Below are 24,576 nucleotides of genomic sequence, written 5' to 3' on the forward strand. Positions count from 1 at the left end.
CCCGCTCATGGAAATTGTTTCAATCTACCCGATAATTTCCGTATCTCCGAAATAATCCCTCTCCTGTAATTTTCTCTCCATTTACGATGGTTCATGACTTTCGGTTCTCGATGAACCATCTGAATCTGGATCCGCCCGACATTGTCGAGAACAAAATAGAAAGGTATTTGCATCCACCCCCAGAAATCAACACAATCCTATAGGGGCCACTGCATCCCGCGGCATGGCGTGGTTGCATCTCGTTCTTGCTCACAGCAGAACACGTCGATTGTGAGGTATATCATGAAAACCGAACGAGTGACTGCCGCCATCAAGCGCATGTTTCAGGGTGTCCAGATTCTTTTCGTCGCCTTTGGTGCGCTTGTTCTCGTCCCCCTGCTCACCGGGCTTGATCCCAATGTGGCATTGTTCACGGCGGGCATCGGCACACTGATCTTTCAGATGATCACGCGGATGAAGGTGCCGATCTTTCTTGCGTCGTCCTTCGCCTTCATTCCGGCAATCACCTATGGCGTCGGCGCATGGGGGATCCCGGGCACCCTGTGCGGTCTTGCCGCCGCAGGTCTGCTCTATGTTCTGCTCAGTTTTGTGATCCGTTTTTTTGGCGTCGAGGTTGTAAACAGACTCTTTCCCCCCGTGGTCGTCGGTCCGGTCATCTGCATCATTGGTCTCTCGCTTGCGCCGGTTGCAGTCTCTATGGCCCTTGGCATGAACGGTGACATTCAGGTGATCCCTGTCGCCATCGCCCTGATCATCGCCGGTATCTCCCTGTTGACGACGCTCTGTGTCTTTATCTTCGGGCGCGGCTGGTTTAAACTCATCCCGATCCTCTGCGGTATTGGAGCGGGCTATCTGGCGTCGGCGGCATTTGGAATCCTGGACATTTCGAGCGTCGTCTCGGCGCCGTGGATCGGCGTGCCGAACTTCGTGTTCCCTGAATGGAACCTCGAGGCCGTCCTTTTCATCGTGCCGGTGGCGATCGCTCCGGCCATCGAACACTTCGGCGACATCCTGACCATCGGTTCGGTGACCGGCAAGAACTACCTGGAGGACCCGGGCATCCACCGCACCATGCTCGGGGACGGCATCGCCACCTTTGTCGCCTCCTTTCTCGGAGGTCCCCCGAACACCACCTACTCAGAGGTGACCGGGGCAGTGGCGCTGACAAAACAGTTCAACCCCTTCATCATGACGGCGGCGGCAATCTGTGCTATTCTGTTTGCTTTTGTCAGCAAGATCGGCGCCGCTCTCCATTCCATCCCCGGACCGGTGATGGGCGGTGTGATGATCCTGCTCTTCGGCCTCATCGCAAGCCTCGGCATCAACCAGCTGATCACGAACCGGGTTGACCTGAGCGTCCAGAAAAATATCGTCATCATATCCATCGTGCTTGTCGCCGGGATCGGTGGGTTGTTCATCCCGATCGGCGACTTCGAACTGGCGGGGATCGGTCTGGCGGCAATCGTAGGTGTGGTGTTGAATCTTGTCATCCCGGAACCAGTGAGTGGTGACGGAGCATGACGGTGCGTCCTGTCTCCCATGCTCAAGGGGACGAGCGTCACCCGGATCAAGGTGCTCTGCATCCTTGAGGCGCCCGAAGGCAGACGGCTGGAGCGGGACCATCCAGACGTTGAGGTCGTCCCGGCGGCGTTCGATGAGTGCCTGAATGAACAGGGCTACATCCTCTCTGGACTGGGTGATGCCGGCGATCGGTTGTTTGTGACCGGATAATCTTTTTTCCCCTTCCGGATCAGTCCAAGATTGAGTTCGGAAGGCCTAAGACTCCTCCCGCACAACCCACAGGGGAGTGTAGCCCTATGCCTGACCGTTCTGTCCATGACGTAACCGAAGACGCCCCTTCCGACGAAGCGCTTCGTCTCTCTGAATCCGGTGACCTCGACGGCCTGACCGCCCTTCTCTTCACCGGCGACACCCCCAAACTGAGACAGGACGCCGCCCTCGGCATCGGTATGCTTGCAGGCGAAGCGGCGATCGCCCCCTTCATCGATCTCTTCTCTCACGAGGACCGGGATATCAGGATGGCAGCCTCATGGGGGCTTTCGGCGATCGGTTCTCTGGCGGCAGCGTCGCTCGCCATTGCCCTGGACGACGACGACCGGCAGGTGCGATTGTGGGCCGCATACACCCTTGGTTTTACCGGTACCTGGCGGGAAGAGGCGGCGCTCCAGAAGACCTGCCATGATCCTGACCCCGATGTGCGGCGATGGGCCGCCTGGGCGCTGGAGCGGATCGAACGGATGAACCGCCCCTGCTGCTCCGGGTGCTGAGGGGCGAAGGCGCTGTCCTGGCCCACATGACACCATCTATTTCACCTCCGTTGACCAGAAGTGCATATGCCGGATGATGCACCGGCATGGAGGAGAGCATGAAGGTCACCGATGTACACGCCCTGCCGATCGGGCCAAACCCGCATCATGTGGATGCACGAAAGATCTATGACACCGAGCACGCAACGGCGGTTGTGATCACTCTCAGACCCGGAGAGGGGCTGAAAAGACACATCACCCCAGTGGACGTATTTTTTTATGTGCTTGACGGCACCGGAATCGTCGAGATAGGGGACGAACGACAGAGTGTGGACAGGGACCATATCGTCGAAAGCCCTGCCGGCATCCCCCATCGCTGGTCAAATGAGGGTGATGCTGATTTCAGGGTGCTCGTAGTGAAGGTGCCACGGCCGACAACCGGGACAAAACTCCTCTAAAGTCGGCCCTCTTCAACTCATATTCTCCTTTTTTGTTTGGATTATTCCAATTGCAAAGGAAATCGCATATATAGCGGGATGGACAGAGTGGTATCTGAGGCGAATATGAGCGACGGCGGTGAACCGGGCCCTGTATATGCAGGCGACCTGATGGTTGGGGGAGACCTCTGGCGACGGATCTTTGATGCGATAGAGGACCCGGTCTTCATTCAGGACGCCGACGGAACCATCCTCTCTGCCAATCGTGCGACCCAGAACCTTCTTGATGTATCGGAACCGGACCTGATCGGAAACCGCTGTTATGCTGTTGTCCACGGCACTGAATCCTTTATTCCGGAATGTCCGTTTGTCCGGGCGAGTGGATCGCATACCCGGGAGAGTTATGTGATCTTCATGTTCGAGCGCTGGTTCCGCATCTCCATCGACCCGATCCTTGATGACGCCGGCAGATTCACCGGCGCCATCCATATTCTCACCGACATCACCGATATCAAACACCTCGACGAACTCCGCTCCCGCCTCGCCGCCATCGTCGAAACGAGTGAGGACGCCGTCATCGGGGCGACACAGGACGGACGGATCGTCTCCATGAACGCCTCTGCCTCCCGGATCACCGGATTATCCCGGGATGTTGTGGAAACGCCCAATATTTTCTCGGTGGTGACCGCCGGGGATGAGGAACGCTGGGAGGAGGCGATCCGCTCGGTGGTCGGAACAGGCGAAGGGATTCGCTTTGAATCGGTGTTGAAGGGCCTTCATGACAATGAGAGTGAGGTTTCGGTCGGGATCGCCCCCATCCTCGACGAACGTGGCGCACCCGGCGGGGTTTCGTTTATCATCCACGACCTCACCCCGCGGCGGAAGGCGGAACGGGCGCTGGTGGCGTATATGGCCGAAGCGGCGCTCAGGATGAAGGTTCCTCTCGAGACAGTGGCACAGGAGATCGGGAGGATGACAACGCTCCTGACCGGCGGATCGCTGACCGTTGCTGAGGCTTCGACGATTCTGCGGGTCCAGAAGGCCCATATCGATCAGATCGTCCAGAACCTTGCAGATCTCAACCGCGCCGTTGCCGAATCTGATGAGGAGATTCCCGAGGCCTACCGCCATTTTCTCTCCAACCGGTAGATCGAGAGGATATCTGACCCCCATTTTTTTGATGTCACTTCGGAAGGTGTTTTTAGTATCAACACCCATATTCCCTATCCGAGGGAATGCTGAATGTGTGTTGCAGTTCCAGCCGAAGTAATCGAGATCAAGGACGGCAATATCGGTGTCGTCGATTACGGTGATCTCAGACAGGAGGTACGGCTCGATCTCGTCGATGTCGAGATCGGCGAGTTTGTTCTGGTCCACGTCGGCTTTGCCATCCAGAAACTGAGCCGGGAGGAGGGGCTTTCCACGAGAGAACTGTTCAAGGAAGTCTACGCGGCGATGGAAGAGTAATGCACGAATACAGCATTGCATACGATATATTCGCCACCGCACGGCGTGCCGCCATCGAGAACAAGGCCTCAGGGATAAAGGCGGTCAGGGTGGATATCGGCGAGATGGCGATGGTCAATCCTGAACAGGTAAAATTCCTCTTTGATGCCATCGTCGAGGACGACCCCCTGTTTGCGGGGGTGCGGATGGAATGCCGGAAGGTGCCTGTCCGCACCACATGCGAGTGCGGATATGAGGGGGGTGAGCGATTTGTCTGTCCCTCGTGCGGTGGTCTCCCCCATATTGTCGAAGGAAAAGAGATCGTAGTATCCAGCATTGAGATAGAAGTGAACGAGTCATGAAAGTCAACCTGATGCACGGTGCCGGCGGGGAGGTGATGGGAGAACTTCTCAGCGTCCTCACACGCTTCTCCCACAACAATGCCGGAGGTATTGGCCTTGAATCCCTGGACGATGGGGCGGTCATCCCCATCGGCGATAAAAACCTGGTGTTTACGACCGACAGCCATGTCGTCCACCCGATCTTCTTTCCGGGCGGCGATATCGGCAGGATCGCCGTTTCTGGAACGATAAACGACCTGGCAATGATGGGCGGGAGACCGATCGCCCTCTCCTGTGCGATGATCATCCAGGAAGGCTTTGATGTCGCCGATCTGGAGCGGATCGTGGCCTCGATGGACGCCGCCCTCGGCGAGGTGGGCGCCTCCATCGTTACCGGCGACACCAAGGTGCTCGAGCGGGGGGCGCTGGACGGCATTGTGATCAATACCGCCGGTATCGGCGTCACAGAGCGGGCGGTGCGGGACAACGGTCTGCAACCCGGCGACCTGATCATCGCCAGCGGGACGATCGGGGATCATGGTCTTGCGATCATGGCGCACCGGGAGGGCTTCGATCTCGGCGAGCAGATCCGTTCCGATGTTGCACCCCTGTGGGGCATGATCGAGGGCGCTCTTGCCGCCGGCGAGATCCATGCCATGAAGGACCCGACACGCGGCGGATTTGCAAACGCCATCAACGAAATGGCCAGCAAGAGTGGCGTCAGGGTGGAGATCGATGAAGAGGCCCTCCCGATCCGGCGGAGCGTCCGGAGCGCTGCGGCCATGCTCGGCATCGATCCCCTTGAGGTGGCGAACGAGGGGAAGGCGATCATGGGCGTGGCGCCCGACGACGCCGAAGCCGTTCTCCAGGCCCTCCGCTCGCACCCATACGGCCGGGACGCTGCCATCATCGGCCGCGTAACCGAGGGGAAAAACGTCGTGATGAGGACGTCCATCGGCGGCGAACGCTTCATCGAACCCCCTGTCGGCGACCCGGTGCCCCGGGTCTGCTGATCCCTTTTTTGCCTTCCGCTCCGAGAGAGTGATCTGATGAGCGATCCTGCAGAGTGTGTGATCCGGAACGCCGTCCTCCCCTCCGGGCGAGTGGCCGACCTTGTGCTGGGAGGCGGGCGACTCCTCCATATCGGTGCCGGGGTACGTGCAGACGAGACGATCGACGCATCCGGCCTCATCTGTGTTCCGGGAGCGGTGGACATGCACACCCATCTCCGCGGCGGTCCGCAACGCGCCAAGGAGGACTGGAAGAGCGGGACGATGAGCGCCCTCTTCGGGGGGGTGACGGTCGTCGTGGACCAGCCGAACACCGTCCCGCCGCTGGTCGATCCTGCTGCATTCGCCGCACGGGTTGCCGAGGCCCGTGAGAATGCCCTCTGTGCCTTCGGCGTGAACGGGGGTGTGGTGGCCGGGGCCGATCTCCCGGCCCTCTGGCGGGCCGGCGCCCTTGCCTTCGGGGAGATCTTCGCGGGGCCATCGAGTTACGGCGCCGCCGTCCCCCTGCCGGTGCTTGCAGAGTCGTTCACCGCCATCCAGGGGCTCGGCGCCCTTGCCACCATCCATGCCGAGGACCCCCTTCCCGGTGCACCTGAGGATCTCCGGGACCACGACCGTCTCAGGCCCGCGGCAACCGAGGCGGCGGCGGTGCAGGATGTCTGCACCATCACCCCTCCTGGTCTATCTATCCACTTCTGCCATATGAGCACGGCCGCGGCGGTGGATGCCGCCTGCGGAAGCGTCGAGGTCACCCCGCACCATCTCTTTCTCTCACTCGAGGGTTTTGAGGCCGACGACACCCATGCCCGGATGAACCCGCCCCTCAGGTCGGAAATCGAGAGAAAAGGTCTCTGGAGTCGCTGGGAGAGGATCGATGCGGTGGCGTCGGATCACGCTCCCCACACGGCGGCAGAAAAGGCGGTGACCTTTGCCGATGCGCCCTCCGGTGTTCCCGGCGTCGAGACGATGGTCCCCCTGCTGATGGCGGCGGTGCTCGGGAAGCGGATCTCCCTCTCCTCCCTGATCCAGAAAACGGCGCTGAACCCTGCCCGCATCCTGGGCATCATTCCCGCCGGGTTCACCCCGGGAGAGCGGGCTGATTTTGCCTTCTATCCCCGCCGCACAGAGAGGATCGAGCCCGACCACCTCCATACGAAGTGCGAATGGACCCCCTTTGAAGGAATGGAGGCGTCATTCCCCCAATATGTGGTGATGGAAGGGCGATGCACCGTCCGGAATGGCGACCTCCTGCCGACCAGAGGGCGCTGGATCCCTGGCGGCGGTTATATCGGGACCGCCGACAGGTGAGTGTACCGGTCCAACATTTTTTATCTCTCCTGCGTCGATATATTGGGTGCCGACACATGCACATCCATAGGTCCCCGGGCAATCGATTGGCAGAGCCTGGATATGAGCTTCGGGACAACCCGGATGTGCGACAGGCGCGCCCGGCGCGAGGGTTAAAACCCGGGAGGAACGGCGCAACGCCACCGATGACTGTAGGTTGTTAGCGCCGGGCGACATGGTGATCAGATGACTGTTTTTACCGATGCCATTTCCGGTTCCGACGATCACGCCGTGATCGCCCTCGATGTCTCCGCAGGCGCGAAAAAAGAGCGTTTTCCTGCAGGATACAATGAATGGAGAAAGGCGATCGTCTGTCATGTCTCCGCCCCTGCGGTCGGCGGTAAGGCGAACCGTGCGATCATCGCCTGTGTCGCCGATGCCCTCGGTGTCCGCACCTCTGCCGTCAGCATTCTCTCTGGCGCCACCTCCACACAGAAGAGGGTTGAAGTCCGGGGAATTTCCCGCGATTCTGTCGCCCAGATCCTGAAAAATCTTTTATCCTGACGTTTTTCGTCCCCATGCTCCGGGCGAATATTCTCGCGGCGTGATATATAAGTAGTTTGTAATGATATCCATACGTGTTATCTATGGTCTGTCATAGCATTCATCGTATGACACATCCTGGAGGCTTCACATGTACTCATCTGATACGACAAAGTATCTCATTCACATTAATCTACATGCCGAGGGGGTGGTCGAGAAACCTGATGTAGTCGGGGCCATATTTGGCCAGACTGAAGGGTTGCTCGGCGAAGACCTCGACCTGCGCGATCTCCAGCGGACCGGGCGGGTCGGCAGGATTGACGTTCATATTACCAGCAGGAAAGGAGAAACCCGCGGAGAGATCCTGATCTCGTCCTCCCTCGACCGGGCGGAAACGGCGGTCCTCGCCGCATCCCTGGAGACAATCGACCGTGTGGGGCCGTGCATCGCCCATGCAACGGTGGAGCGGATCGAGGACATCAGGGTCACGAAACGGAAGAAGATCGTGAACCGGGCGAAGGAGCTGCTGCTCACCCATTTTGACGAGACCTCCATTGATTCCACCGAACTTCTCGACGACGTCAGGGAATCGATGCGCATCGAGAAGATCGGTGTGCTCGGGGACGAGCGTGTCCCTGCCGGCCCGAATGTCCTGGACTCGGATGCGATCATCGTCGTTGAAGGGCGGGCGGACGTGATCAACCTCCTGCGTTACGGCATCAAGAATGCCGTGGCCGTGGAGGGCACAAAGGTGCCTGCTGTGATCACAAAACTCTGTGAGATCAAGACCGCTACGGCATTTCTGGACGGTGACCGGGGTGGTGACCTGATCCTCCGCGAACTCCTGCAGGTGGCCGATATCGACTATGTCGCCTTCTGCCCCCGCGGCAAGAGTGTCGAGGAGATCACCAGAAAGGAGATCATCAAGTCGCTCAGGAACAAGGTGCCGGTGGAATATCTCAAGGACCAGTTGATCGAGGAGGAGGAGAAACCCTCCCATGAACCTCAGATACCGGTACAGGAGACGGATGTGATCGTTAGCGAGACCAATGGCGGGCAAAAGGATGTCGCCGTCTCAGATCGTCCTGCCTCTCCGGAGATGACACTTGAAAAACAGATGCAGGAGGTCGAGGGCAGGCATGTGGCCCGATTTCTCACGTCCGATTATGCGCTTATCGGTGAGGTGAACGCCGAAGAGGTGGAGCAGGCGATCGAACGGATCGATGGAGATGCTGCCGGTGTTGTCATCGATAGAACGGTGGATCAGAAGCTGATCGACACCTTTCTCTTAAAAGGGGTTGAATTCGTCGGTGCTCCGGAGTTCAAGGACATTGTCAAGAGACCCCTATCGCTGCGCCTCATGAAGATCCGGAAAGGCGAGAACTGAGGAAATATATATATAATAAAATTTCCTATTTTTCTTTCCGGGTCTGGACATGCATAAAGAAGAACTGATAACATTGCATCAGATCCTTGTCGAGATCAAGGATTATTTTGAGATGATGAACCCTGAGTTGAAATTTCCGCAGTACTATGCTCTCAAGATCAACCCATCACAGATCCACAAGAGCAAACTTGAACACAAACACGCCATTTTTGTCCTGGGTCAGGAACTGGCCAATGCCATGAAGGATATTGAGTTCACCGGTTCGGCCAGAATCTCTGCCCGTATGAAGGATCTCGCCGAAAGGACCGAGAAGGAACTGGAACGCAATATTGAGTAAAGGGGTGCGGGACAGATTCCCGCGAGATTTTTTTATCTCCTTGACTCCCGCTCTTTTTCGAGGAGGTATTCTGCCATCAGGCGGGGGATCGGTGCGGACATGCAGTGCCAGTTCGGTGTCCCGTTCACCTCAATAGCCGTATAACTCCCGTTCTGCGGCAGAAGGTCCACCCCGCAGTAATGAGCGCCGACCGCCCCGGCAGCACCGCCGGCGATCTCCTGCATCAGGGGGTCCACCTCAACAGGGGTGCCTGTTCCGCCCTGATGGATGTTATGGGTGAGATGCGGTGACTGGCGGCAGATCGCGCCCACACCCTTTCCTTCGATGACAAAGACCCGGAAGTCCCGGTCGTTGGGGACATACTCCTGAAGATAATATGGCGGTGCCCCGAGGTCTGCCAGGGAGTCGACCAGGCGGACATCGATGCCGTCATAGCCATAGACCGGTTTTGAGACCACTCTGCCGTGTCGGGCAAAAAAATCGGCTGCCAGGTCAAGGGATGCTGTAAAAAGCGTTTCTGGAGAGGGTATGCCCGCCCTGAGGAGCAGCGCCGTGGTCTTCACCTTCGAGGCGCAGGTGGCGATGGCATCCGGCGGGTTGACCACATCATTCTCTATCGAGAGGATGTCCAGACATTCGAACTGGTGGATGTCCTGTTTCATGCCGCAGACCCAGATGACGTCCCCCGAGAGGTCGGATGCAAGGGGATCGATTCGATCGAGGTCAAGGAGAGAATACGAGGCGCCTGCACGTTCCAGTTCTCGGATCACAGCGCCGGTTGAGTTGTCGTCAGGGGTGTCGGTGGGTTTTGGTACGATCCGGATCATGATATCTTCCTGCCGGCGGGGCGGCGGTATGTATGGTCAGTACTGGTGTATTTGGAGGCTTTCCGGCATGAAGGTATCTGTTTTCACTCCTCAATCTCGGACAGACCCGCCTCTGCTTTCTCGACCATCACCTGTATGGCGATAGTTTTTGCCATGGCCGCCTGGACGTGACCGTCGCCGAGGTCGCTCTTTGCTTCATGATAGAGTGTTTCGGCACGCAATGCCCTTCTCTCAGGGGTCGATACATCCTTACCCCGGCTTCTGAGGTGCTCGATCTCCTCCTGCACCGAGAGGAGTTCCAGATGGATATCGGAAAGGGTGATCCTGATGAGGTCTTCAGATTGCGGCTCCTGCACCTGCCCGTCGGAGAGTGCCTTCATCTCGTCGTCGATATCGGTCACATTCTCCTCGATGAGCATGGCAAGAGGTGTTTTTCTGGCAGGCGAATTGCGTTCGTCCGGTGAATAAATGATCTGGATGTCCGGTCCGGAGCGGATCACCCGGAGAATGCCATATTCACTCCCGCGTCTGATTCGCATCGAACCCCGGAAGCGGGGATCATCAGGACTGATCTCTGCCCCTGTACCGGTGAGGTCGTCCACAAGGTGATTGAGAAATGCCGAGTAGCCGGTTGCATGGCTCCTGGCAAAATATACGTGTTGTATACACATCCCCCGTTACAACAGATACCTCAGCCGAGATAAGCGTTTTGTTAGTGGACCCTTACCGGGCGTATTCAGGTAGATGGAGGGGTTATGAGTTCTGAACCCATCAATACTGTTTTATCTCCGCCTGCCGATATGCCCGCATGCGATATATCCCCGGCGGTGCCGGTCTGCTCCGTCCTGATGAGGTGAATGCCGAGATCGAGAGGGTGTTCAGGGAGTACGGTGAGGGAAGAGTCCAGATGCCCCCGAAGATCTATGTGACCTTTGAGCAGGGCGATTTCAGGACGATGCCCGCCTATCTGCCGGGTATGGGGATCGCCGGTGTAAAAATCGTGAACGTCCACCCTGAAAACCCCTCCCGTGGTCTCCCGACGGTGATGGCACTGACGGTGATCCTGGATCCTGAGACCGGGGTGCCGCAGGCGGTCCTGAACGCCACGGAGCTCACCGATATGAGGACCGGTGCAGCGGGCGCCGTTGCCGCCCGCCACCTCTCCCCCCGACAGGAGGTTGTGCTGGGTGTCGTTGGCAGCGGGCGTCAGGCACTTGCCCAGGTGAACGCCATCAGAGAGGTGCTCGAGATCCAGGAGGTGCGTGTGTGGAGCCGGACAGACGCCAATGCCAGGCGTTTCTGCCGGCAGATCCCCGATATACCCTCATCGGCAGGTTCGGTCAAGCATGCCTGCGACGCAGACGTGATCGTGACCACCACACCTTCCCGAACGCCTGTAGTCCGTTCGGAGTGGGTCAATGAGGGGACGCATATCAATGCCATCGGTGCCGATGCACCCGGAAAACAGGAACTCGATCCCGCTCTTCTCCTCCGTTCGAGTGTGTTTGTCGATGATCTCGAACAGGCGCTCCATTCCGGCGAGATCAATGTGCCGATCGCGCAGGGGATCTTTTCGGCCGACCGGATCGCCGGAACACTCGGGGATATCGTCTGCGGCCGCAAAAAAAGGACAAGTAATGATGAAATTACGATTTTCGACTCGACCGGGCTTGCAATACAGGACCTTGCAATCGCTTCCCTGGTGATGGCAAAGGGAGACGGGATCGATCTCCCCTTCCCGTGATCCGCCTATTCCTTTGCAAACTTTTTCCAGACCTCTTCACGGTAGACCGGGCCTGAATTATAGGTGCAGAAGGGGATCATCCTGCCGTCCGGCGTTGCATAATGTATGCAGCAGCGCTGCACACGGGAGAGGTCGTAGTTGTAGTTGTCCATGAAATGCATGGTGCCGATGAAGAGCGCATTCCAGTGGAACTCGCGGAGTGCGTCGAAGTTCTGGGAGATCAGGGTCTTTCCAAGGAGTTTCCAGAAGCGTGCAGTTTCCGAGTGTTCGCCTCCCGTCGCCGACACTCCCATGTCCTTCACCCCTTCCAGCAGGGCCCGGTACTTGTTGATCTTGCCGCCACCCTTCAATTTCTCGGTCATCTTCTCGATCGCCTCGAAGAAACCGTCGACATTGACCATCTCGTTGATCGGCACCAGTCCGTCCTCGGTGACGAATACATAGGTTGCCGCCCCGCAGTGCTGGTGAGTGGTGAAACGGACGACCGGTTTGCCGGTATAGGTCTCAACCAGGTCGGATATGGGCATGACGCATGGGACCGGATAAAAATGGCTCTTTTTTATGATCCCGCCGGTCTGCTCCTCCATACGGTCTGCGAGATCTGGGATGGTGATCCGTTCCCGCTTGATATCGTCCTCTGAGGCAGCACCGGTGAACGCCACCGGTTGAAAGTTGACGCCCCTGACCACGCTGATATGTTTGGCAGCGAATTTCAGGATTGCACCCAGTTCAGAATCGTTCCTGCCGTTGATGACGGTCGGCACCAGCACGACGCCGAGTCCCACCTTTTCGCAGTTCTCCACCGCTTTCAGGCTGGTCGGGAGAATATGGTTTGTTTCGGGCGTGACGCCATCGAAGTGAAGATAGAGGGTGCTCAGTCCGGCTTCCTTGAGTTTTCTGACAAATTCAACGTCCTTTGCAAGTTTGATCCCGTTGGAAGCCATCTGAACCTGTGAAAAACCGAGTTCCTTTGCCTTCCTGATTATTTCGAGGAGATCTTTATGGAGAGTCGGTTCTCCGCCGGAAAACTGGACTGCCGGGGGTGGAACAGGCTTTTCGTCCCTGAGCATCGTCATCATCCCGACGACCTCCTCAAAGGTGGGTTCATAGACAAATCCACATGCCCGTGCATTCGCAAAACAGAAGTCGCAGTTGAGGTTGCAGCGGTTTGTCAGGTCGATATTTGCAAGAAGCGTGCCGGACCGGTGATTGGAGCAGAGACCGCATGCACCTGGGCACTCATCGGCTCCTGACACCTGCCGGGGGTTGATAATGCCGGAACCTATCTTCTCATATGTATCGAAACGCCTGTACATCTCCACATCTGACCAGTAGAGGTTCTTTGCATACCCGTGCTCCGGGCATGTGCGGCCGATCCAGACTTTACCGTCCTCCTCAAATATCTCGGCATCGAGAACTTTTCTACAGACTGGGCAAAGACTCTTGGTATTTTTTAGAAGCATGTCTCATTCACCGGCATCTCTTTACTATAGCGTTTCAAATAGTAGTACCCTGACGGTTCAGGTCACAACACACACTGTTTACTCGATGAAAATTTAACTTTACGGAAGATTAGGGGCGATTCATATTATTAGTATCGTTTCGATTATATCTGCGCTTGTTGCGGCAATCTGGTTGATGATGCCGGCCTATGTGCCCAATTCGGCAGCAGCAGCGCTTGGTGGTGGAACACCTGTTGATTTCGGGCGCAGATGGAGCGATGGACGAAGAATCCTGGGTGACGGGAAAACATGGCGGGGTTTTGCCCTGGGTGTGGCGGCAGGTGTTGGTGTTGGTCTGGTCGAAATCTGGGCACAGACGGCATTCAACCTCTCATCTCTCCCCGAGCATACGGTACTGACGGTTTTTCTGTTTGCTGCCGGAGCATTGCTGGGTGACATGGTGAAGAGCTTTTTCAAGCGGAGGTTCGGCAAGGAGCGGGGAGAAGAATGGTTGATTGCCGACCAATATGATTTTGTCATCGGGGCCTTTGTGCTCACCGCCATCTTCCAGTGGACCTGGCTTGCGGAAAACCTCGACCTGATGGTCCTCATCTGGATCCTGGTCCTCACCCCGCTTCTCCACAGGCTGGCAAATATTATTGGTTATCTTGCAGGAGTGAAGGACGTACCATGGTAATCACAGTTGCAGAGGCGCTCAAAAGCCACGGGGCAATTGAGTTCGGGGACTTTGTGCTTGCATCAGGAGCGCGTTCATCGTACTATCTGGACATCAAGACGGCGATCACCGATCCCGCTCTGCTCCGGATGATCTCCGTTGCATTTGCACAGAAATTTTCCTTTGACGTGGTTGCAGGGGTGGCGGTCGGCGCTGTCCCCCTTGCCGTAGGAGTTTCTCTCGCATCGGAAAAACCCTATGCCATCATCAGAAAAGAGGAAAAAACCCACGGGAAGAGTGGTGTTGTGATCGGCGACGTGCAGGGGAAACGGGTTCTTCTTGTCGAGGATGTCACCACCTCCGGCGGATCGGCACTCTACGGGGCACGCGTGCTGAAGGAGGCCGGGGCGACGGTTGTGGCCGTGGCTCCGGTCGTTGACCGGGAGAGCGGCGCGACAGAGGCCTTTGCACGGGAAGGGATTGACCTCCGACCGTTGACGACCATCTCAGAGATAATGGGCCTGTAAAGGATTTATTTAGGGGAGGCATATAATTATGGACATGAAGATTCTTGTTGTGGGTGGAGGAGGTCGGGAACACGCCATAGCCCGTGCCCTTTCCTGCAACAGTGATGTTGCACTGTTCTCTGTTATGAGTCGCCGGAATCCCGGCATTGCGGCTCTTTCCAGGGGTACCCTCATTGAAAAAGAGACCAATGTGGAAAAAGTCGCTGATTTCGCCGTCGAGTGCGGGGCGGAATGTGCGATCATCGGACCCGAGGCCCCGCTGGAGGCCGGGATCGCCGACCGACTCCTCGAAGGCGGCATCCCCTGTGTCGGCCCCACCAGGATGGCGGCGCGTCTTGAGACCGATAAGGCGTTCTGCCGGGAGATGATGGAGAGGCACGGCATCGCAGGCTGCCCCCATTACCGGGTCTTCCACGATGCCAGGGCTGCTTGTGAGTTTATCGATGCCTATGACGGCGATCTGGCGATCAAACCGATCGGTCTCACCGGCGGCAAGGGCGTCAGGATCATGGGCGAGCAGGTGGACCGCGAGGGCGCTAAAGAATATGCACAAAGCCTTGACGGCAATGTTGTCCTTGAGGAGCGTCTGGTCGGTGAGGAGTTCACCCTGCAGGCCTTTGTCGACGGCAACCACCTTGTGCCGATGCCGCTGGTGCAGGACCACAAGCGGGCATATGAAGGTGACACCGGCCCGAATACCGGTGGGATGGGCACCTACTCACTGGCCGATCACCTGTTGCCGTTTGTGGAAAAACAGGACTATCAGAAGGCGCTCGAGATCATGCGCAGCGCCGTGGCGGCGATGGCCGCGGAAGGCGAACCCTACCGTGGCATCCTCTATGGCCAGTTCATGAACACCGCCGACGGGCCGAAGGTCGTGGAGTTCAACTCGCGGTTTGGCGATCCTGAGGCGATGAACGTTCTTTCCCTGCTCGAATCCGACTTCGCCGATATCATGTTCCGGATCGTCGAGGGGCAACTCTCGTCTGCGGACGTCAGGTTCGCCCCGAAGGCGACTGTCTGCAAATATCTTGTTCCGGACGGATACCCGGATGCACCGATCTCCGGGGCACCGATCACCGTCGGCGATTACGGCGACGCAATCCTCTATTATGCCAGTATCGGCGAGGAAAACGGGCGCCTGACCACCCTCTCCTCCCGGACGATGGCCTTTGTCGGTCTGGGCGATACGCTTGCAGAGGCCGAGGAGCAGGCCGAACACGCCGCCGCATCGGTGAGCGGCGGGGTCTGGCACAGGAGTGATATCGGCAAACCCGCCCTGCTGGAAAAACGGATCGCACATATGAAGGAGATACGATGAAGAAAGACTTTCTGACCTTTCAGGATGTCGACGCTGGCGAGATCGAGGCCCTCCTCGCTGAGGCCGAACGCCTGAAAGCGCTCCAGCACTCCGGCACTCCACATCCCCTCCTGCAGGGCTGCAGCCTGGCAATGATCTTCGAGAAGGCCTCCACCCGCACCCGCGTCTCCTTTGAGGCCGGGATGCACGACCTCGGCGGGAGCGCCCTTTTCCTCAATGCCGCTGACCTGCAGCTCGGCCGCGGTGAACCGGTACGTGATACCGCCCGTGTGCTCTCACGCTATGTCTCGGCGGTGATGATCCGCGCCTATCGGCATGAGACCATCCGTGAGTTTGCTGAGTATGCATCGATCCCGGTCATCAACGGCCTTTCCGATCTTGCACATCCCTGTCAGGTGCTCGCCGATCTCCTCACCCTGAAAGAACGTTTTTCGTCCCTCAAAGGGCTGAAGGTGGCATGGATCGGTGACGGCAACAATGTGTGCAACTCCCTGATCCTGGCCGCGGGGCATATGGGCTTTGACCTCAGGGTGGCATGCCCGCCTGGCTACCGCCCTCCGCAGGGGGTTGTCGATGAGGCGGTTGCCAGGGGTGCGGGCGTAACCTTCTTCGAGACGCCGGAGGAGGCGGCCACAGGGGCGGATGCCCTCTATACCGACGTCTGGGTCTCAATGGGGAGTGAAGCCGAACGAGAGGGGCGCCTGCGTGCCTTCCGCGGCTATACCATCACCTCTGAACTGGTGGCGCTCGCCCGACCGGGGGCTGTTGTGATGCACTGTCTGCCGGCACACCGGGGCGAGGAGATCACCGACGAGGTGATCGAAGGGCCGCAGAGCATTGTCTGGGACCAGGCGGAAAACCGGCTTCATGCCCAGAAGGCGCTTCTGGTCAGGTTGCTCAAAAAATAAAAATCGTTTTTATTCCTCACCGATAAATTCTCGGATGAGGTCGAACATCTCTTTTTCCACCTTTTCGATGACGTCCCGCCTGCCCCTGAAGGCAAGCAGGTCACGCGTATCACCGTCCATGTTGGCAAAGTACATTCTCTCGCTCCGTTCTACGAGTTCGACATCATATTTTCCGATGATATCCCGGATCACGCTTCTCGGAACGCCGGGCGGGATGATCAGATCGAACAGTTCTTCCTCTTCTGCCATTTCCATCCTCATTTTCCAACTTTTATCCGTCTGCTCATGATACATGGTCCGCCCCGGACACCGCCGAGGGGGTTCTTCGGTTTGCCGAGTGAGTTCATGCACCGCCCCATGAGGGCGGCGCCCCGTGCCAGACCGTCATCTACAAAGACCACATGTTCGTGGGGATCCGTAAAAAGACCCCGTTCGGTGATGCCGTCAAGGATATACTGCGGTTTCTTACCGGAGATCGCCGCCCGTCCAGTGAAGCCGATGGAGGCGTTCTCCGGAACCATCCCGAGGTCTGAGGCGACATCGACGAGTCGGAGGGCCATCCGGGCACAGACATGGTCGATGACGTCTGCAAGCATTCCCTTGCCGTGCTTCTCATAGATCTCTGCACCGATCCTATTGAGTTCTCCGGTCTCGCTCCCGTTTTCACCCACGTCGCAACCGATGAGGGCAACCCCGGAATCGTGGGCCACCCGTGAACTCACCGGCACCCTGCCGAACCGTTCGCGGTCGGGCGGTACGACCCTGATATCGATATGGCTATGGATCTCGTCCACATAGTTCCCCATGATCCCGGCGCTGCGACCGACCCGCGAGAGTCCGGCGGCGATACTCCGGTCGCCAAACATGTCCAGGGCCGTCCCGGTCCGCCCCTCGACCTCCCCGGTGCCCCGGACGATGCTATCAGGGATCGCTCCTGCAAGCCCACAGAAATTGCCGATGGTGGAAGCAAACGGGTTTAATTGATCTTTTCCGACATCTGAAGTGATCCTGCCGTCAAGGGTGGTGCCGAAGTCGATGGAGACGCAGGGATTTCGAAAATCGACCGGGGTGTTCTTTGCACCCTCCTTGATCCCGGCCATGGCGAGTTCGCCCTCCATCTCGTTGGCGACCATCTCGACGCCGGAACTCCCGACCGGGGGGATGACGCCGGCGACCGCCCCGACAAACACCACCTTGTCTGCAAAGCTGTAACTCTGCAATTTTTTGGGGAGGTTGTCCTTGGACATCGGAGGCGTCATCTTCTTTGGCGGCACCCCTGCCGCCAGGCACCCGTTTGCAAGGGCGATGACAAAATCGCCGACCTGGTCGGGGGAGTCCATCGCCGCCACGACGCCGGTGCTCCTGACCACGAAGTCCAGATCGTTGGTGATCGAGAGGCCGGCTTCTTTATGGCATTCGAGCAGGGTGTCCCGCACGAGTTCGGTGACCGATTCCCGCGTGAGGTGTGTGCCGTCAAGGGTCTCACCGAAGATCTCCTCATCGGGTTTTGGCGGTCTGACCTCCCGGCTCATCTTCACGGTCTTATTGATCACATAGGAGAGGCCGGTATCGAGATTGGTGCCGGTAAGAATACATTTTGTGGTTGTGTTACCCATTTCCACAGATGCAACGATGAAATAGGGCTTGATCTTGTATTCGGGAACGACCATTCCTGCACCGTGGGAGATGGAGGGCGGTGGGATGCTTTCCACGATATATGGCTTCTGTTTGAAAAAGCGGTCCAGAAAACGGGCACACATATACCGATCTCTCCCCCTGAAGACTTTATACCTTTCTGTTATTGCAGTGCTTCGTGTTGCAACGAGGAAAGATGCCGCTAGCGGATGGTGACCTGACCGATCGCTCGAATCGTTTTCGGGAGCGGCGAATTGCACACAGATATATATGGGACCGGACAGAATGGGGTATCTGGTAACCATGGTCAGACTAACAGATGAGATGAAGGCCGCCTTTGCGGCGGTAAGGACATTTCCGGTGGCGACAGCGTCAAAGGAGGGCGAACCCAATGTCGTCCCGATCGGGTTCTGCATGCTGATGGACGATGAGACGATCTGGATCGCCGACAATTTCATGAAAAAAACGCTTGCCAACCTGAAGGAAAACCCCAGGGTCGGGATCTATATCTGGGGGCCAGAGACGAAGGGGTGCTACCAGATCAAGGGCGACGTCGTCATCGTGAACGAGGGCGAGGATTTCCAGAAGATGCGGGAGATCGTGCTCTCGAAGATGTCGAAGGCGCCGGCGAAGAACCTGATCGTGGTGACGATCACCGAGGCTTATTCCTGCACCCCGGGACCGGGCGCCGGTGACCGCATCCCCCTGCTGGGGCAGTAACCCCTTTTTTTGTGTTCAGCACCCTCTTCCATTGTGTGTTGACGGACGCCGGGTGTATCCAGCCCTGCACGGTATCTTTATCTGGTGTGGGAGGGAGAACATACCTGCTATGGCTGCATTGACGTCTGAAATGAAGGAGATATTTTCAAAGGCTCCTGTTTACCCGCTCGCTACTGCATCGAAAGATGGAATGCCGAATGTCGCACCGATGAAGTCGGTATGGCTTGTGGACGATGAGACGATCTGGATTGCCGACAATTTCATGAAGAAGAGTCTTATGAACATGCAGGAGAACCCTTATGCGGCGGTCTATGTCTGGGGGCCGGAGACGAAGGGGTGCCTGCAGATCAAGGGGGACGTGGAGATCCTCACCTCCGGGCCTGATTACGAAAAAATGCGGGCTGAGGTGCGGGCGAAATCCGATAAATATCCGGCCAAGTCCCTGATCCGGATCCGGATCACCGAGGTCTTCACCTGTGCACCTGGCGAGGGTGCCGGCGACCGTCTGCTCTGAACAACGGGCAATTGAATCCGTGGAACTTTTTTTTTGGAGGGGGTGCACCCCCTCCCACCCACCGGACGTCCGGTGAGATGAGGGCGGCAATGCACGTGATCAATCGTTCTGCAGATCGTCGCATCGCACGCTCAAGAGAGGTATCTCTCCTCATGGTGGGTGGGGCTAACCGGGTCCCCGCACATTGCAGGGAATTTTAACACGCAGTGCTCTTCGCGGTTAATTGCTCAGGGACAGGGGGACGACCCTCGCATGAAACAAGAGAAGAAAAAATGATTATTTTCGGATCTGCCTGAGCAGGCGCGCCTGCATTCCGAAATACTTCGAGACACCGACCGCATCGCACTGGTCGAGGGTCTTTGAATCGAAGGAGACCAGGTCGTCTGAATACAGTGCCATCGGGGACGTGCGTCCTGTGATATGCACGCCGCCCTTGTAGAGGATGCAGTCGACCGTGCCGTTGACGCGTTCCTGCGTGTGGTCGATGAAGGCCAGCAGGTCGGCGTAGAGGGGTTCGTGGGTGAGGCCCATATATGCCAGTTCGGACCAGCGCTCGTCGACGATCGCCTTGAAGGAGAGTTCCTGCCTGGTCAGCACCAGCCGTTCAAGGTCGCGGTGGGCGGCAAGGATGACGGTGGCCGCCGGGTGCTCGTAGTTCTCCCGCGCCTTGAGCCCAAGGATCCGGTCCTCCATCATATCGTTCCTGCCGACGCCGTGGCGCCCGGCGATGCGGTTGAGGTCCCGGATCAGGTCGGCACCGCCCATTACTTTCCCGTTCAGGGAGACGGGTATGCCGTTCTCAAACCCGATCGAGAGGATCTCGGGCTCGTCCGGGGCGTCGGTGAGCGAGGTGGTCCATGCATAGATCTCCTCGGGGGGGTGGTAGGCCGGATCCTCGAGTTTGCCGCCCTCGATGCTCCTCGACCAGAAGTTTTCGTCGATCGACCAGGGCTTCTCCTTCTTCACCGGCACCGGGATGCCGTGCTCCTCGGCATAGGCGATCTCCCAGTCGCGGGTGAGGTTCATTTCGCGGATCGGGGCGATGACCTCATAGCCGTGGGCCCTGAAGATGAAATCGAACCTGAGCTGGTCGTTGCCCTTCCCGGTGCACCCATGGGCGATTGCCGTTGCCCCTTCTTTCTCTGCAACAGCGACGATCTCTTCGGCGATCAGGGGGCGGGCGAGGGCGGTGCCCATCGGGTAGCCCTCATAACTGCCGTTTGCCCTGATGGCCGGGAAGATGTGCTCACTCACGAACCTTTCCTGGACATTGACGGTATAGTGGCGGTCGGCGAGTTTTTCGCCCTTCTTTGTCGCCTCTTCGATCTCCTGTGCCGGCTGACCGACATCAACGACGACGGTGATCACCTCGTCGTAGCCATAGTGCTCCTTGAGGAGGGGTATGCAGATCGAGGTGTCAAGGCCGCCCGAATAGGCAAGAACAACTTTCCCTTTTCCCATGGTGTGGTGCTCCTGAATGGTCGTGCAGGGAGCGGGCGGTGAGATGCGAATCGTCCGACCCCTGATATGACGGTATAGGTATTGTATTCATTCCATAAAAGGTGTGATGAGGAGGCGGGCAATGGATCCTGCTCTGGAACGGGTGCGTTCCCTGGCCAGAGACTATCTGTTCTCAGACGGGACCACGGTGAACCGGTCCATCTTTTCCATGAGATCTGCAGTCAGTGCGGCCATCTCCTGAGCCCCGTCGGCGACGGCGCCGGCCGAGCTGCTGACGTCATCGATCAGGTCCGCATTTTCCCGCACAATTGCCTGCGTTCTGCGGGTCATTGAGGTGGCTGTTTCCACTGAGCAGACGACCCGGTTGGTGATATGCGCCTGTGCATCTGTCTCTCCTGCGATCTGCCCGACGCCCTCTGCCGTCTCCACCGCTTTGTTCGTTATCGTCCCCAGAAACGCGATCATATCCTGTACCCTCTGGATCCCATCGTGCACCTCGGTATAGGTGATCTGCATCTTTTCTGCTGTTCTCTGACTGTCGCTCCGGATCCGCTCAATCAGGTCGTCGATCTGGGTCGTCGCCCCCTTCGCCTCTTCGGCAAGGTTTTTGACCTCGGCAGCGACGACAGCAAAGCCGCGGCCATGTTCTCCAGCCCGTGCCGCTTCAATTGCGGCGTTCAGGGCAAGAAGTTTTGTCTGCGCCGTAATATCGTTGATCAGACTCGTAATGGCCCCTATCTCTTTCACCTCATCGTTCAGTCTGGTGATCTCCCCCATCGTCTCTCTTGATATCGTCTCCACCGATGCCATCTGCCTGGCAGTCTCGTTGCCGAGCGTCGTTGCCTTTTCTCCTATGTCCGTCGTCTCATCGGCAATATCCCTCACACTCCGGGCTGTCGAGGCGATCTGCTGGATAGAAGAGAGCATCGTGGAGATCTCATGGTGGACCTCATCGATCACATTCATCAGATTGGCGGTGTCATCAGCCGTGGACCTGCTGTTCTCCGCCACGGTCTGAAGGGTGGCGCTGATCTCCTGGATGTTGCCCGCCGATGCCGAAACATGTTCTTCGAGGTCGATGATCGCTTCTCCCGCCTCTTCCACAAGCGTCCGGATCGCTCCCACCGATGAATTGTAGTTGTCCTTCACCACAAGGAGGGGGTCGTCGTCTGCCATTGCGGACCGGGCAGTCAGGTCCCCGGCAGACAGGCACAGAATTGCTTTTCCAAGTTCGGTGGTGCTCTGGTTGAGCACCCGTGCCGTTTCTTCTGCCGCCGTTATCATCTCCCTGATCTCCCTCTCCTGCCTGTGCTCATCGGTGATGTCCCGGTAGACCGTGAGAATCGATTCGATCTCCCCGTCTTCACGGAGAAGCGGGATGCAGTAATACTCCAGGTCCCGTACTCCCTTCGGGAGTCCCAGTGTGATCTCGCCTGATATTCGTCTCCGTTCTGCGACGGCGGTCCTGATTGATTCGCCGTCTTTTTTCAGCATCTGGAACGAGCGAAAGTTAAACCCGTCAAGCTCGGTTTTCGAATATCCAGAGAGGTCCTGGAACGCCGTATTGTAACCAATGACATCGAACGTCGGCGCAAGCACGATCATCGGTATCGGATGCTCCTTCAGGATCGTCTCGGTTGTCTTTTGCAGTCGCTCGATCTCTGCCATCTTCTTCCTGTTCTCGGTCACGTCCCTGAAGACATAGAGGGCGATATCGAGCAAATCCTTCTGGTCATGGAATGGTATCGCATCGAGGATGATGCTTTTAACGGCATGTTCCCCCTCCAGCAGCACGAATTCACCTTTCGATTTTTCCCCGGAGCGGTACACCTCCAGCAGATCGTCGCCTGAGATCCTCTTCAGGGGCATCTCTTCCAGGGGGGCATTCAGGTCTGATGAGGGGTGGCAGTCAAACAGATCCTCAAATGCCGGATTGAAATCGACGATGTTCCGGTCTCTGTCGACAACCGCCATGGGGAGGGGATTGCCGCTCATGAAGGTTTTATTCAGGAGTTCTGCCTTTTTCTGAAGTGCGGCGATATCCCTGAGTTTCGTGTCGCGCTCGATGATGTCTGAGGTCATGTCGCGGTTGCTCGATCTGATCCCGAGAAACCTCCCGTCCAGCATGTAAACCCTGAGGCTGATATGTCCGATCCAGCGTTTCTCCCCCTTCCTGGTGCGGATCCTGAACTCGATCGTATCCGCATTCTCAGGGCCCGTTGTCTGCTCCTTCACCGCCGCACAATATCTGCGGACGCGGGGAAGATCGTCCGGGTCGATGATCCGCTCAAAGAGTCCCGGGTCACGAATAAAATCTTCCGGGCGATATCCGGTGATCCGTTCACAGGAAGGGGAGACATAGATGAAACGCCCCTCCTCGTCCTGAAGATATTCCCAGTCATACGTGGCGTCGATGATCGCATGGAACGTACGTTCACGTTCGAGGTTTGTGTCCCGTTCCCTGACCTCGGCGGTGCTGTCCCTGTTGCTGCTGCGATAGACGCTTCCGATGCCCTCGATCTCCGCCCTGACGGTGAGATGACCGATCCATCGTATGCTCCCGTCTCTGGTGCGGATCCGTATCTCGAGGGTCGTTGTTTCGTCTCCGTCTCTGACTCCCTGTTCATATCGCAGAAAGGCGTCCCGATCTTCGGCAACGATGATACGCTGGAGGAGTCCGGCGTCCTTGAGAAAATCGTCAGGAGAATATCCGGTAATTCGTTCGCAGGATGGGGAGACATAGATGAAGGTTCCATCTTCCCTGCGGAGGTATTCCCAGTCGTAGGTGAGGTCGATGAGGTGCCGATAGAGCGATTGTCCGGGATCAGACGATGACCCCTGCGTGGTTGATGCGAGAATGCCGAACATGGTGATCACGGGTGTTGGTGTGTCGTCGAGCGGGAAAGATGTCGATGGAATAGATCTTCCACCTGTCAATATATTATAATTTCTCTTTCGCCCCATTCGTTTCTCAATAAATTAATTTATTATTCTGATTTTTAGGCCGCAAATGCGACAAATGATTGATTGAATGGCGATATTGGTCTGATATTGGTTTTTTCCGCAATGATGGGGATTCAGAAGTATTCGCCCGGTTTGCTGGAGTGGAGGCGGCAGGATGCCTGAGCGCTCCTGCGCTCTTGCGATCATCTCTATACCTGATGTGGTCTATCCCGTGCCGATGACGGACGGCGATGAGGAGAGACCGCCGGTGCCGGCGACGGTCCTGGGCTTTGAGAGGAGCGTGCGTCTGAACACCTATGAGCAGGGGGAGGTGGTCGCCATCTTCTCCTCTGCCGGTGAGCATATCAGGACCTACTGCGGGCACGGATGGGCGGTCATCCCGGAAGATGATCGCCCCCTGATTGCGGGGCAGATCCTCTCCCACAACCATCCGGGTGACACCGCCTTCTCGAAAAACGATCTGGCCATGGCGGCGGACTATCGGCTGCGGGAGATCCGGGTGGTGGGTGCCTCCGCCCGCTGGACGATGCGCCCGGGGAGGAGGGGGTGGCCCGCACCGGGTGCGATCCGGGGGAGGTATGGAGGACTGGAGCGCTCTGCCGGAATCGCCGATGCCGTTGAAGGGCGTCTTCTCTCGATGTCAGTCTCCTTTTCTCCGGCGGAGCGCTATGCCGTCTCCCTCAGGATCCGATCAGAACTCTGCTGCAAGAAGATCGCCGATGAGTTCGGGCTGGTGTTCAGGATAGAACGGTGGCAGAGAGAATGAAGGGAGGGGCGACCCC

27 protein-coding genes are annotated in these 24,576 nt (G+C 57.7%); 20 read left to right on the top strand and 7 right to left on the bottom strand.

Annotation, left to right across the window (positions count from 1 at the left end; all coding sequences use genetic code 11):
- Positions 1 to 282: 282 nt before the first annotated feature.
- From CUJ86_RS05475 to CUJ86_RS05530, 12 genes are all read left to right on the top strand, one after another.
- Positions 283 to 1,521 carry a uracil-xanthine permease family protein gene (locus CUJ86_RS05475; RefSeq protein WP_130646553.1) on the top strand — a complete coding sequence of 413 codons (1,239 nt, stop codon included), beginning with the start codon at positions 283 to 285 and terminating at the stop codon, positions 1,519 to 1,521.
- Positions 1,522 to 1,539: 18 nt separating this feature from the next.
- The gene (locus CUJ86_RS05480; protein WP_130646554.1) at positions 1,540 to 1,731 is read left to right on the top strand and encodes a uracil phosphoribosyltransferase; all 192 of its coding nucleotides are present in this window, start codon (positions 1,540 to 1,542) and stop codon (positions 1,729 to 1,731) included.
- Positions 1,732 to 1,817: 86 nt separating this feature from the next.
- The gene (locus CUJ86_RS05485) at positions 1,818 to 2,288 is read left to right on the top strand and encodes a HEAT repeat domain-containing protein (RefSeq protein WP_130646555.1); all 471 of its coding nucleotides are present in this window, start codon (positions 1,818 to 1,820) and stop codon (positions 2,286 to 2,288) included.
- A gap of 98 nt (positions 2,289 to 2,386) precedes the next feature.
- Positions 2,387 to 2,725, top strand: a complete 339-nt coding sequence (locus CUJ86_RS05490) for a cupin domain-containing protein (RefSeq protein WP_130646556.1) — start codon at positions 2,387 to 2,389, stop codon at positions 2,723 to 2,725.
- Positions 2,726 to 2,830: 105 nt separating this feature from the next.
- Positions 2,831 to 3,853 (top strand): PAS domain-containing protein, encoded by a 1,023-nt coding sequence (locus tag CUJ86_RS05495; protein ID WP_165394789.1) that lies wholly within the window; start codon positions 2,831 to 2,833, stop codon positions 3,851 to 3,853.
- A 93-nt stretch (positions 3,854 to 3,946) separates the two neighbouring features.
- A complete protein-coding gene (locus CUJ86_RS05500; RefSeq protein WP_130646558.1) occupies positions 3,947 to 4,171 on the top strand; it encodes a HypC/HybG/HupF family hydrogenase formation chaperone in 225 nt (74 codons plus the stop codon).
- Entirely contained in the window at positions 4,171 to 4,512 is a 342-nt protein-coding gene (locus tag CUJ86_RS05505) for a hydrogenase maturation nickel metallochaperone HypA/HybF (protein WP_130646559.1), read from the top strand. Before CUJ86_RS05500 ends, CUJ86_RS05505 begins: the two co-directional genes overlap by 1 nt.
- Positions 4,509 to 5,504, top strand: a complete 996-nt coding sequence (gene hypE, locus CUJ86_RS05510) for a hydrogenase expression/formation protein HypE (protein WP_130646560.1) — start codon at positions 4,509 to 4,511, stop codon at positions 5,502 to 5,504. The genes CUJ86_RS05505 and hypE overlap by 4 nt, the downstream gene beginning before the upstream one ends.
- A gap of 36 nt (positions 5,505 to 5,540) precedes the next feature.
- Positions 5,541 to 6,809 (top strand): dihydroorotase, encoded by a 1,269-nt coding sequence (pyrC, locus tag CUJ86_RS05515; protein ID WP_130646561.1) that lies wholly within the window; start codon positions 5,541 to 5,543, stop codon positions 6,807 to 6,809.
- A 225-nt stretch (positions 6,810 to 7,034) separates the two neighbouring features.
- Complete coding sequence (locus CUJ86_RS05520) at positions 7,035 to 7,352, top strand: DUF167 domain-containing protein (RefSeq protein ID WP_130646562.1); 318 nt, start codon at positions 7,035 to 7,037, stop codon at positions 7,350 to 7,352.
- Positions 7,353 to 7,482: 130 nt separating this feature from the next.
- Positions 7,483 to 8,718: a DNA primase DnaG gene (gene dnaG / locus CUJ86_RS05525; protein WP_130646563.1), complete on the top strand. Its 1,236-nt coding sequence runs from the start codon at positions 7,483 to 7,485 to the stop codon at positions 8,716 to 8,718.
- Positions 8,719 to 8,767: 49 nt separating this feature from the next.
- Positions 8,768 to 9,055: a UPF0058 family protein gene (locus tag CUJ86_RS05530; protein ID WP_130646564.1), complete on the top strand. Its 288-nt coding sequence runs from the start codon at positions 8,768 to 8,770 to the stop codon at positions 9,053 to 9,055.
- Positions 9,056 to 9,087: 32 nt separating this feature from the next.
- Here CUJ86_RS05530 and CUJ86_RS05535 read toward each other — a convergent pair whose 3' ends face one another.
- Both CUJ86_RS05535 and CUJ86_RS05540 read right to left on the bottom strand, forming a co-directional pair.
- A complete protein-coding gene (locus CUJ86_RS05535; protein ID WP_130646565.1) occupies positions 9,088 to 9,882 on the bottom strand; it encodes an ATP-grasp domain-containing protein in 795 nt (264 codons plus the stop codon).
- An 83-nt stretch (positions 9,883 to 9,965) separates the two neighbouring features.
- Positions 9,966 to 10,553 (bottom strand): hypothetical protein, encoded by a 588-nt coding sequence (locus CUJ86_RS05540; RefSeq protein ID WP_130646566.1) that lies wholly within the window; start codon positions 10,551 to 10,553, stop codon positions 9,966 to 9,968.
- 137 nt (positions 10,554 to 10,690) lie between these two features.
- Between CUJ86_RS05540 and CUJ86_RS05545 the strand changes: the two genes are divergently transcribed.
- Entirely contained in the window at positions 10,691 to 11,626 is a 936-nt protein-coding gene (locus CUJ86_RS05545; RefSeq protein ID WP_130646567.1) for an ornithine cyclodeaminase family protein, read from the top strand.
- Between the two features lie 5 nt (positions 11,627 to 11,631).
- Here the strand turns inward: CUJ86_RS05545 and tes are convergent, their stop codons facing one another.
- Entirely contained in the window at positions 11,632 to 13,089 is a 1,458-nt protein-coding gene (tes, locus tag CUJ86_RS05550; RefSeq protein ID WP_130646568.1) for a tetraether lipid synthase Tes, read from the bottom strand.
- Positions 13,090 to 13,264: 175 nt separating this feature from the next.
- Between tes and CUJ86_RS05555 the strand changes: the two genes are divergently transcribed.
- The 4 genes from CUJ86_RS05555 to argF are packed head-to-tail and all read left to right on the top strand — an operon-like array spanning position 13,265 to position 16,500.
- Positions 13,265 to 13,765: a CDP-2,3-bis-(O-geranylgeranyl)-sn-glycerol synthase gene (locus CUJ86_RS05555; protein WP_235855585.1), complete on the top strand. Its 501-nt coding sequence runs from the start codon at positions 13,265 to 13,267 to the stop codon at positions 13,763 to 13,765.
- The gene (pyrE, locus tag CUJ86_RS05560) at positions 13,759 to 14,271 is read left to right on the top strand and encodes an orotate phosphoribosyltransferase (RefSeq protein ID WP_130646570.1); all 513 of its coding nucleotides are present in this window, start codon (positions 13,759 to 13,761) and stop codon (positions 14,269 to 14,271) included. Before CUJ86_RS05555 ends, pyrE begins: the two co-directional genes overlap by 7 nt.
- Positions 14,272 to 14,299: 28 nt before the next feature.
- A complete protein-coding gene (gene purD / locus CUJ86_RS05565) occupies positions 14,300 to 15,592 on the top strand; it encodes a phosphoribosylamine--glycine ligase (protein ID WP_130646571.1) in 1,293 nt (430 codons plus the stop codon).
- On the top strand, positions 15,589 to 16,500 hold the full coding sequence (gene argF / locus CUJ86_RS05570; protein ID WP_130646572.1) for an ornithine carbamoyltransferase: 912 nt from the start codon (positions 15,589 to 15,591) through the stop codon (positions 16,498 to 16,500). The genes purD and argF overlap by 4 nt, the downstream gene beginning before the upstream one ends.
- Positions 16,501 to 16,509: 9 nt before the next feature.
- Here argF and CUJ86_RS05575 read toward each other — a convergent pair whose 3' ends face one another.
- Both CUJ86_RS05575 and CUJ86_RS05580 read right to left on the bottom strand, forming a co-directional pair.
- Positions 16,510 to 16,749, bottom strand: a complete 240-nt coding sequence (locus tag CUJ86_RS05575; RefSeq protein WP_130646573.1) for a hypothetical protein — start codon at positions 16,747 to 16,749, stop codon at positions 16,510 to 16,512.
- Positions 16,750 to 16,757: 8 nt separating this feature from the next.
- The gene (locus CUJ86_RS05580; protein WP_130646574.1) at positions 16,758 to 18,260 is read right to left on the bottom strand and encodes a methanogenesis marker 14 protein; all 1,503 of its coding nucleotides are present in this window, start codon (positions 18,258 to 18,260) and stop codon (positions 16,758 to 16,760) included.
- A 178-nt stretch (positions 18,261 to 18,438) separates the two neighbouring features.
- Between CUJ86_RS05580 and CUJ86_RS05585 the strand changes: the two genes are divergently transcribed.
- Positions 18,439 to 18,855, top strand: a complete 417-nt coding sequence (locus CUJ86_RS05585) for a pyridoxamine 5'-phosphate oxidase family protein (protein WP_130646575.1) — start codon at positions 18,439 to 18,441, stop codon at positions 18,853 to 18,855.
- Positions 18,856 to 18,985: 130 nt separating this feature from the next.
- Positions 18,986 to 19,369 carry a pyridoxamine 5'-phosphate oxidase family protein gene (locus CUJ86_RS05590; protein WP_328590958.1) on the top strand — a complete coding sequence of 128 codons (384 nt, stop codon included), beginning with the start codon at positions 18,986 to 18,988 and terminating at the stop codon, positions 19,367 to 19,369.
- A 276-nt stretch (positions 19,370 to 19,645) separates the two neighbouring features.
- Here CUJ86_RS05590 and CUJ86_RS05595 read toward each other — a convergent pair whose 3' ends face one another.
- Both CUJ86_RS05595 and CUJ86_RS05600 read right to left on the bottom strand, forming a co-directional pair.
- Positions 19,646 to 20,830: an argininosuccinate synthase gene (locus CUJ86_RS05595; protein WP_130646577.1), complete on the bottom strand. Its 1,185-nt coding sequence runs from the start codon at positions 20,828 to 20,830 to the stop codon at positions 19,646 to 19,648.
- A gap of 162 nt (positions 20,831 to 20,992) precedes the next feature.
- On the bottom strand, positions 20,993 to 23,698 hold the full coding sequence (locus CUJ86_RS05600) for a PAS domain S-box protein (protein WP_165394790.1): 2,706 nt from the start codon (positions 23,696 to 23,698) through the stop codon (positions 20,993 to 20,995).
- A 250-nt stretch (positions 23,699 to 23,948) separates the two neighbouring features.
- Between CUJ86_RS05600 and CUJ86_RS05605 the strand changes: the two genes are divergently transcribed.
- Entirely contained in the window at positions 23,949 to 24,560 is a 612-nt protein-coding gene (locus tag CUJ86_RS05605) for a hypothetical protein (protein ID WP_130646579.1), read from the top strand.
- The last annotated feature ends 16 nt before the right edge of the window (positions 24,561 to 24,576 follow it).

The sequence above is a fragment of the Methanofollis fontis genome, assembly GCF_004297185.1.
Taxonomy (GTDB): Archaea; Halobacteriota; Methanomicrobia; order Methanomicrobiales; family Methanofollaceae; genus Methanofollis; species Methanofollis fontis.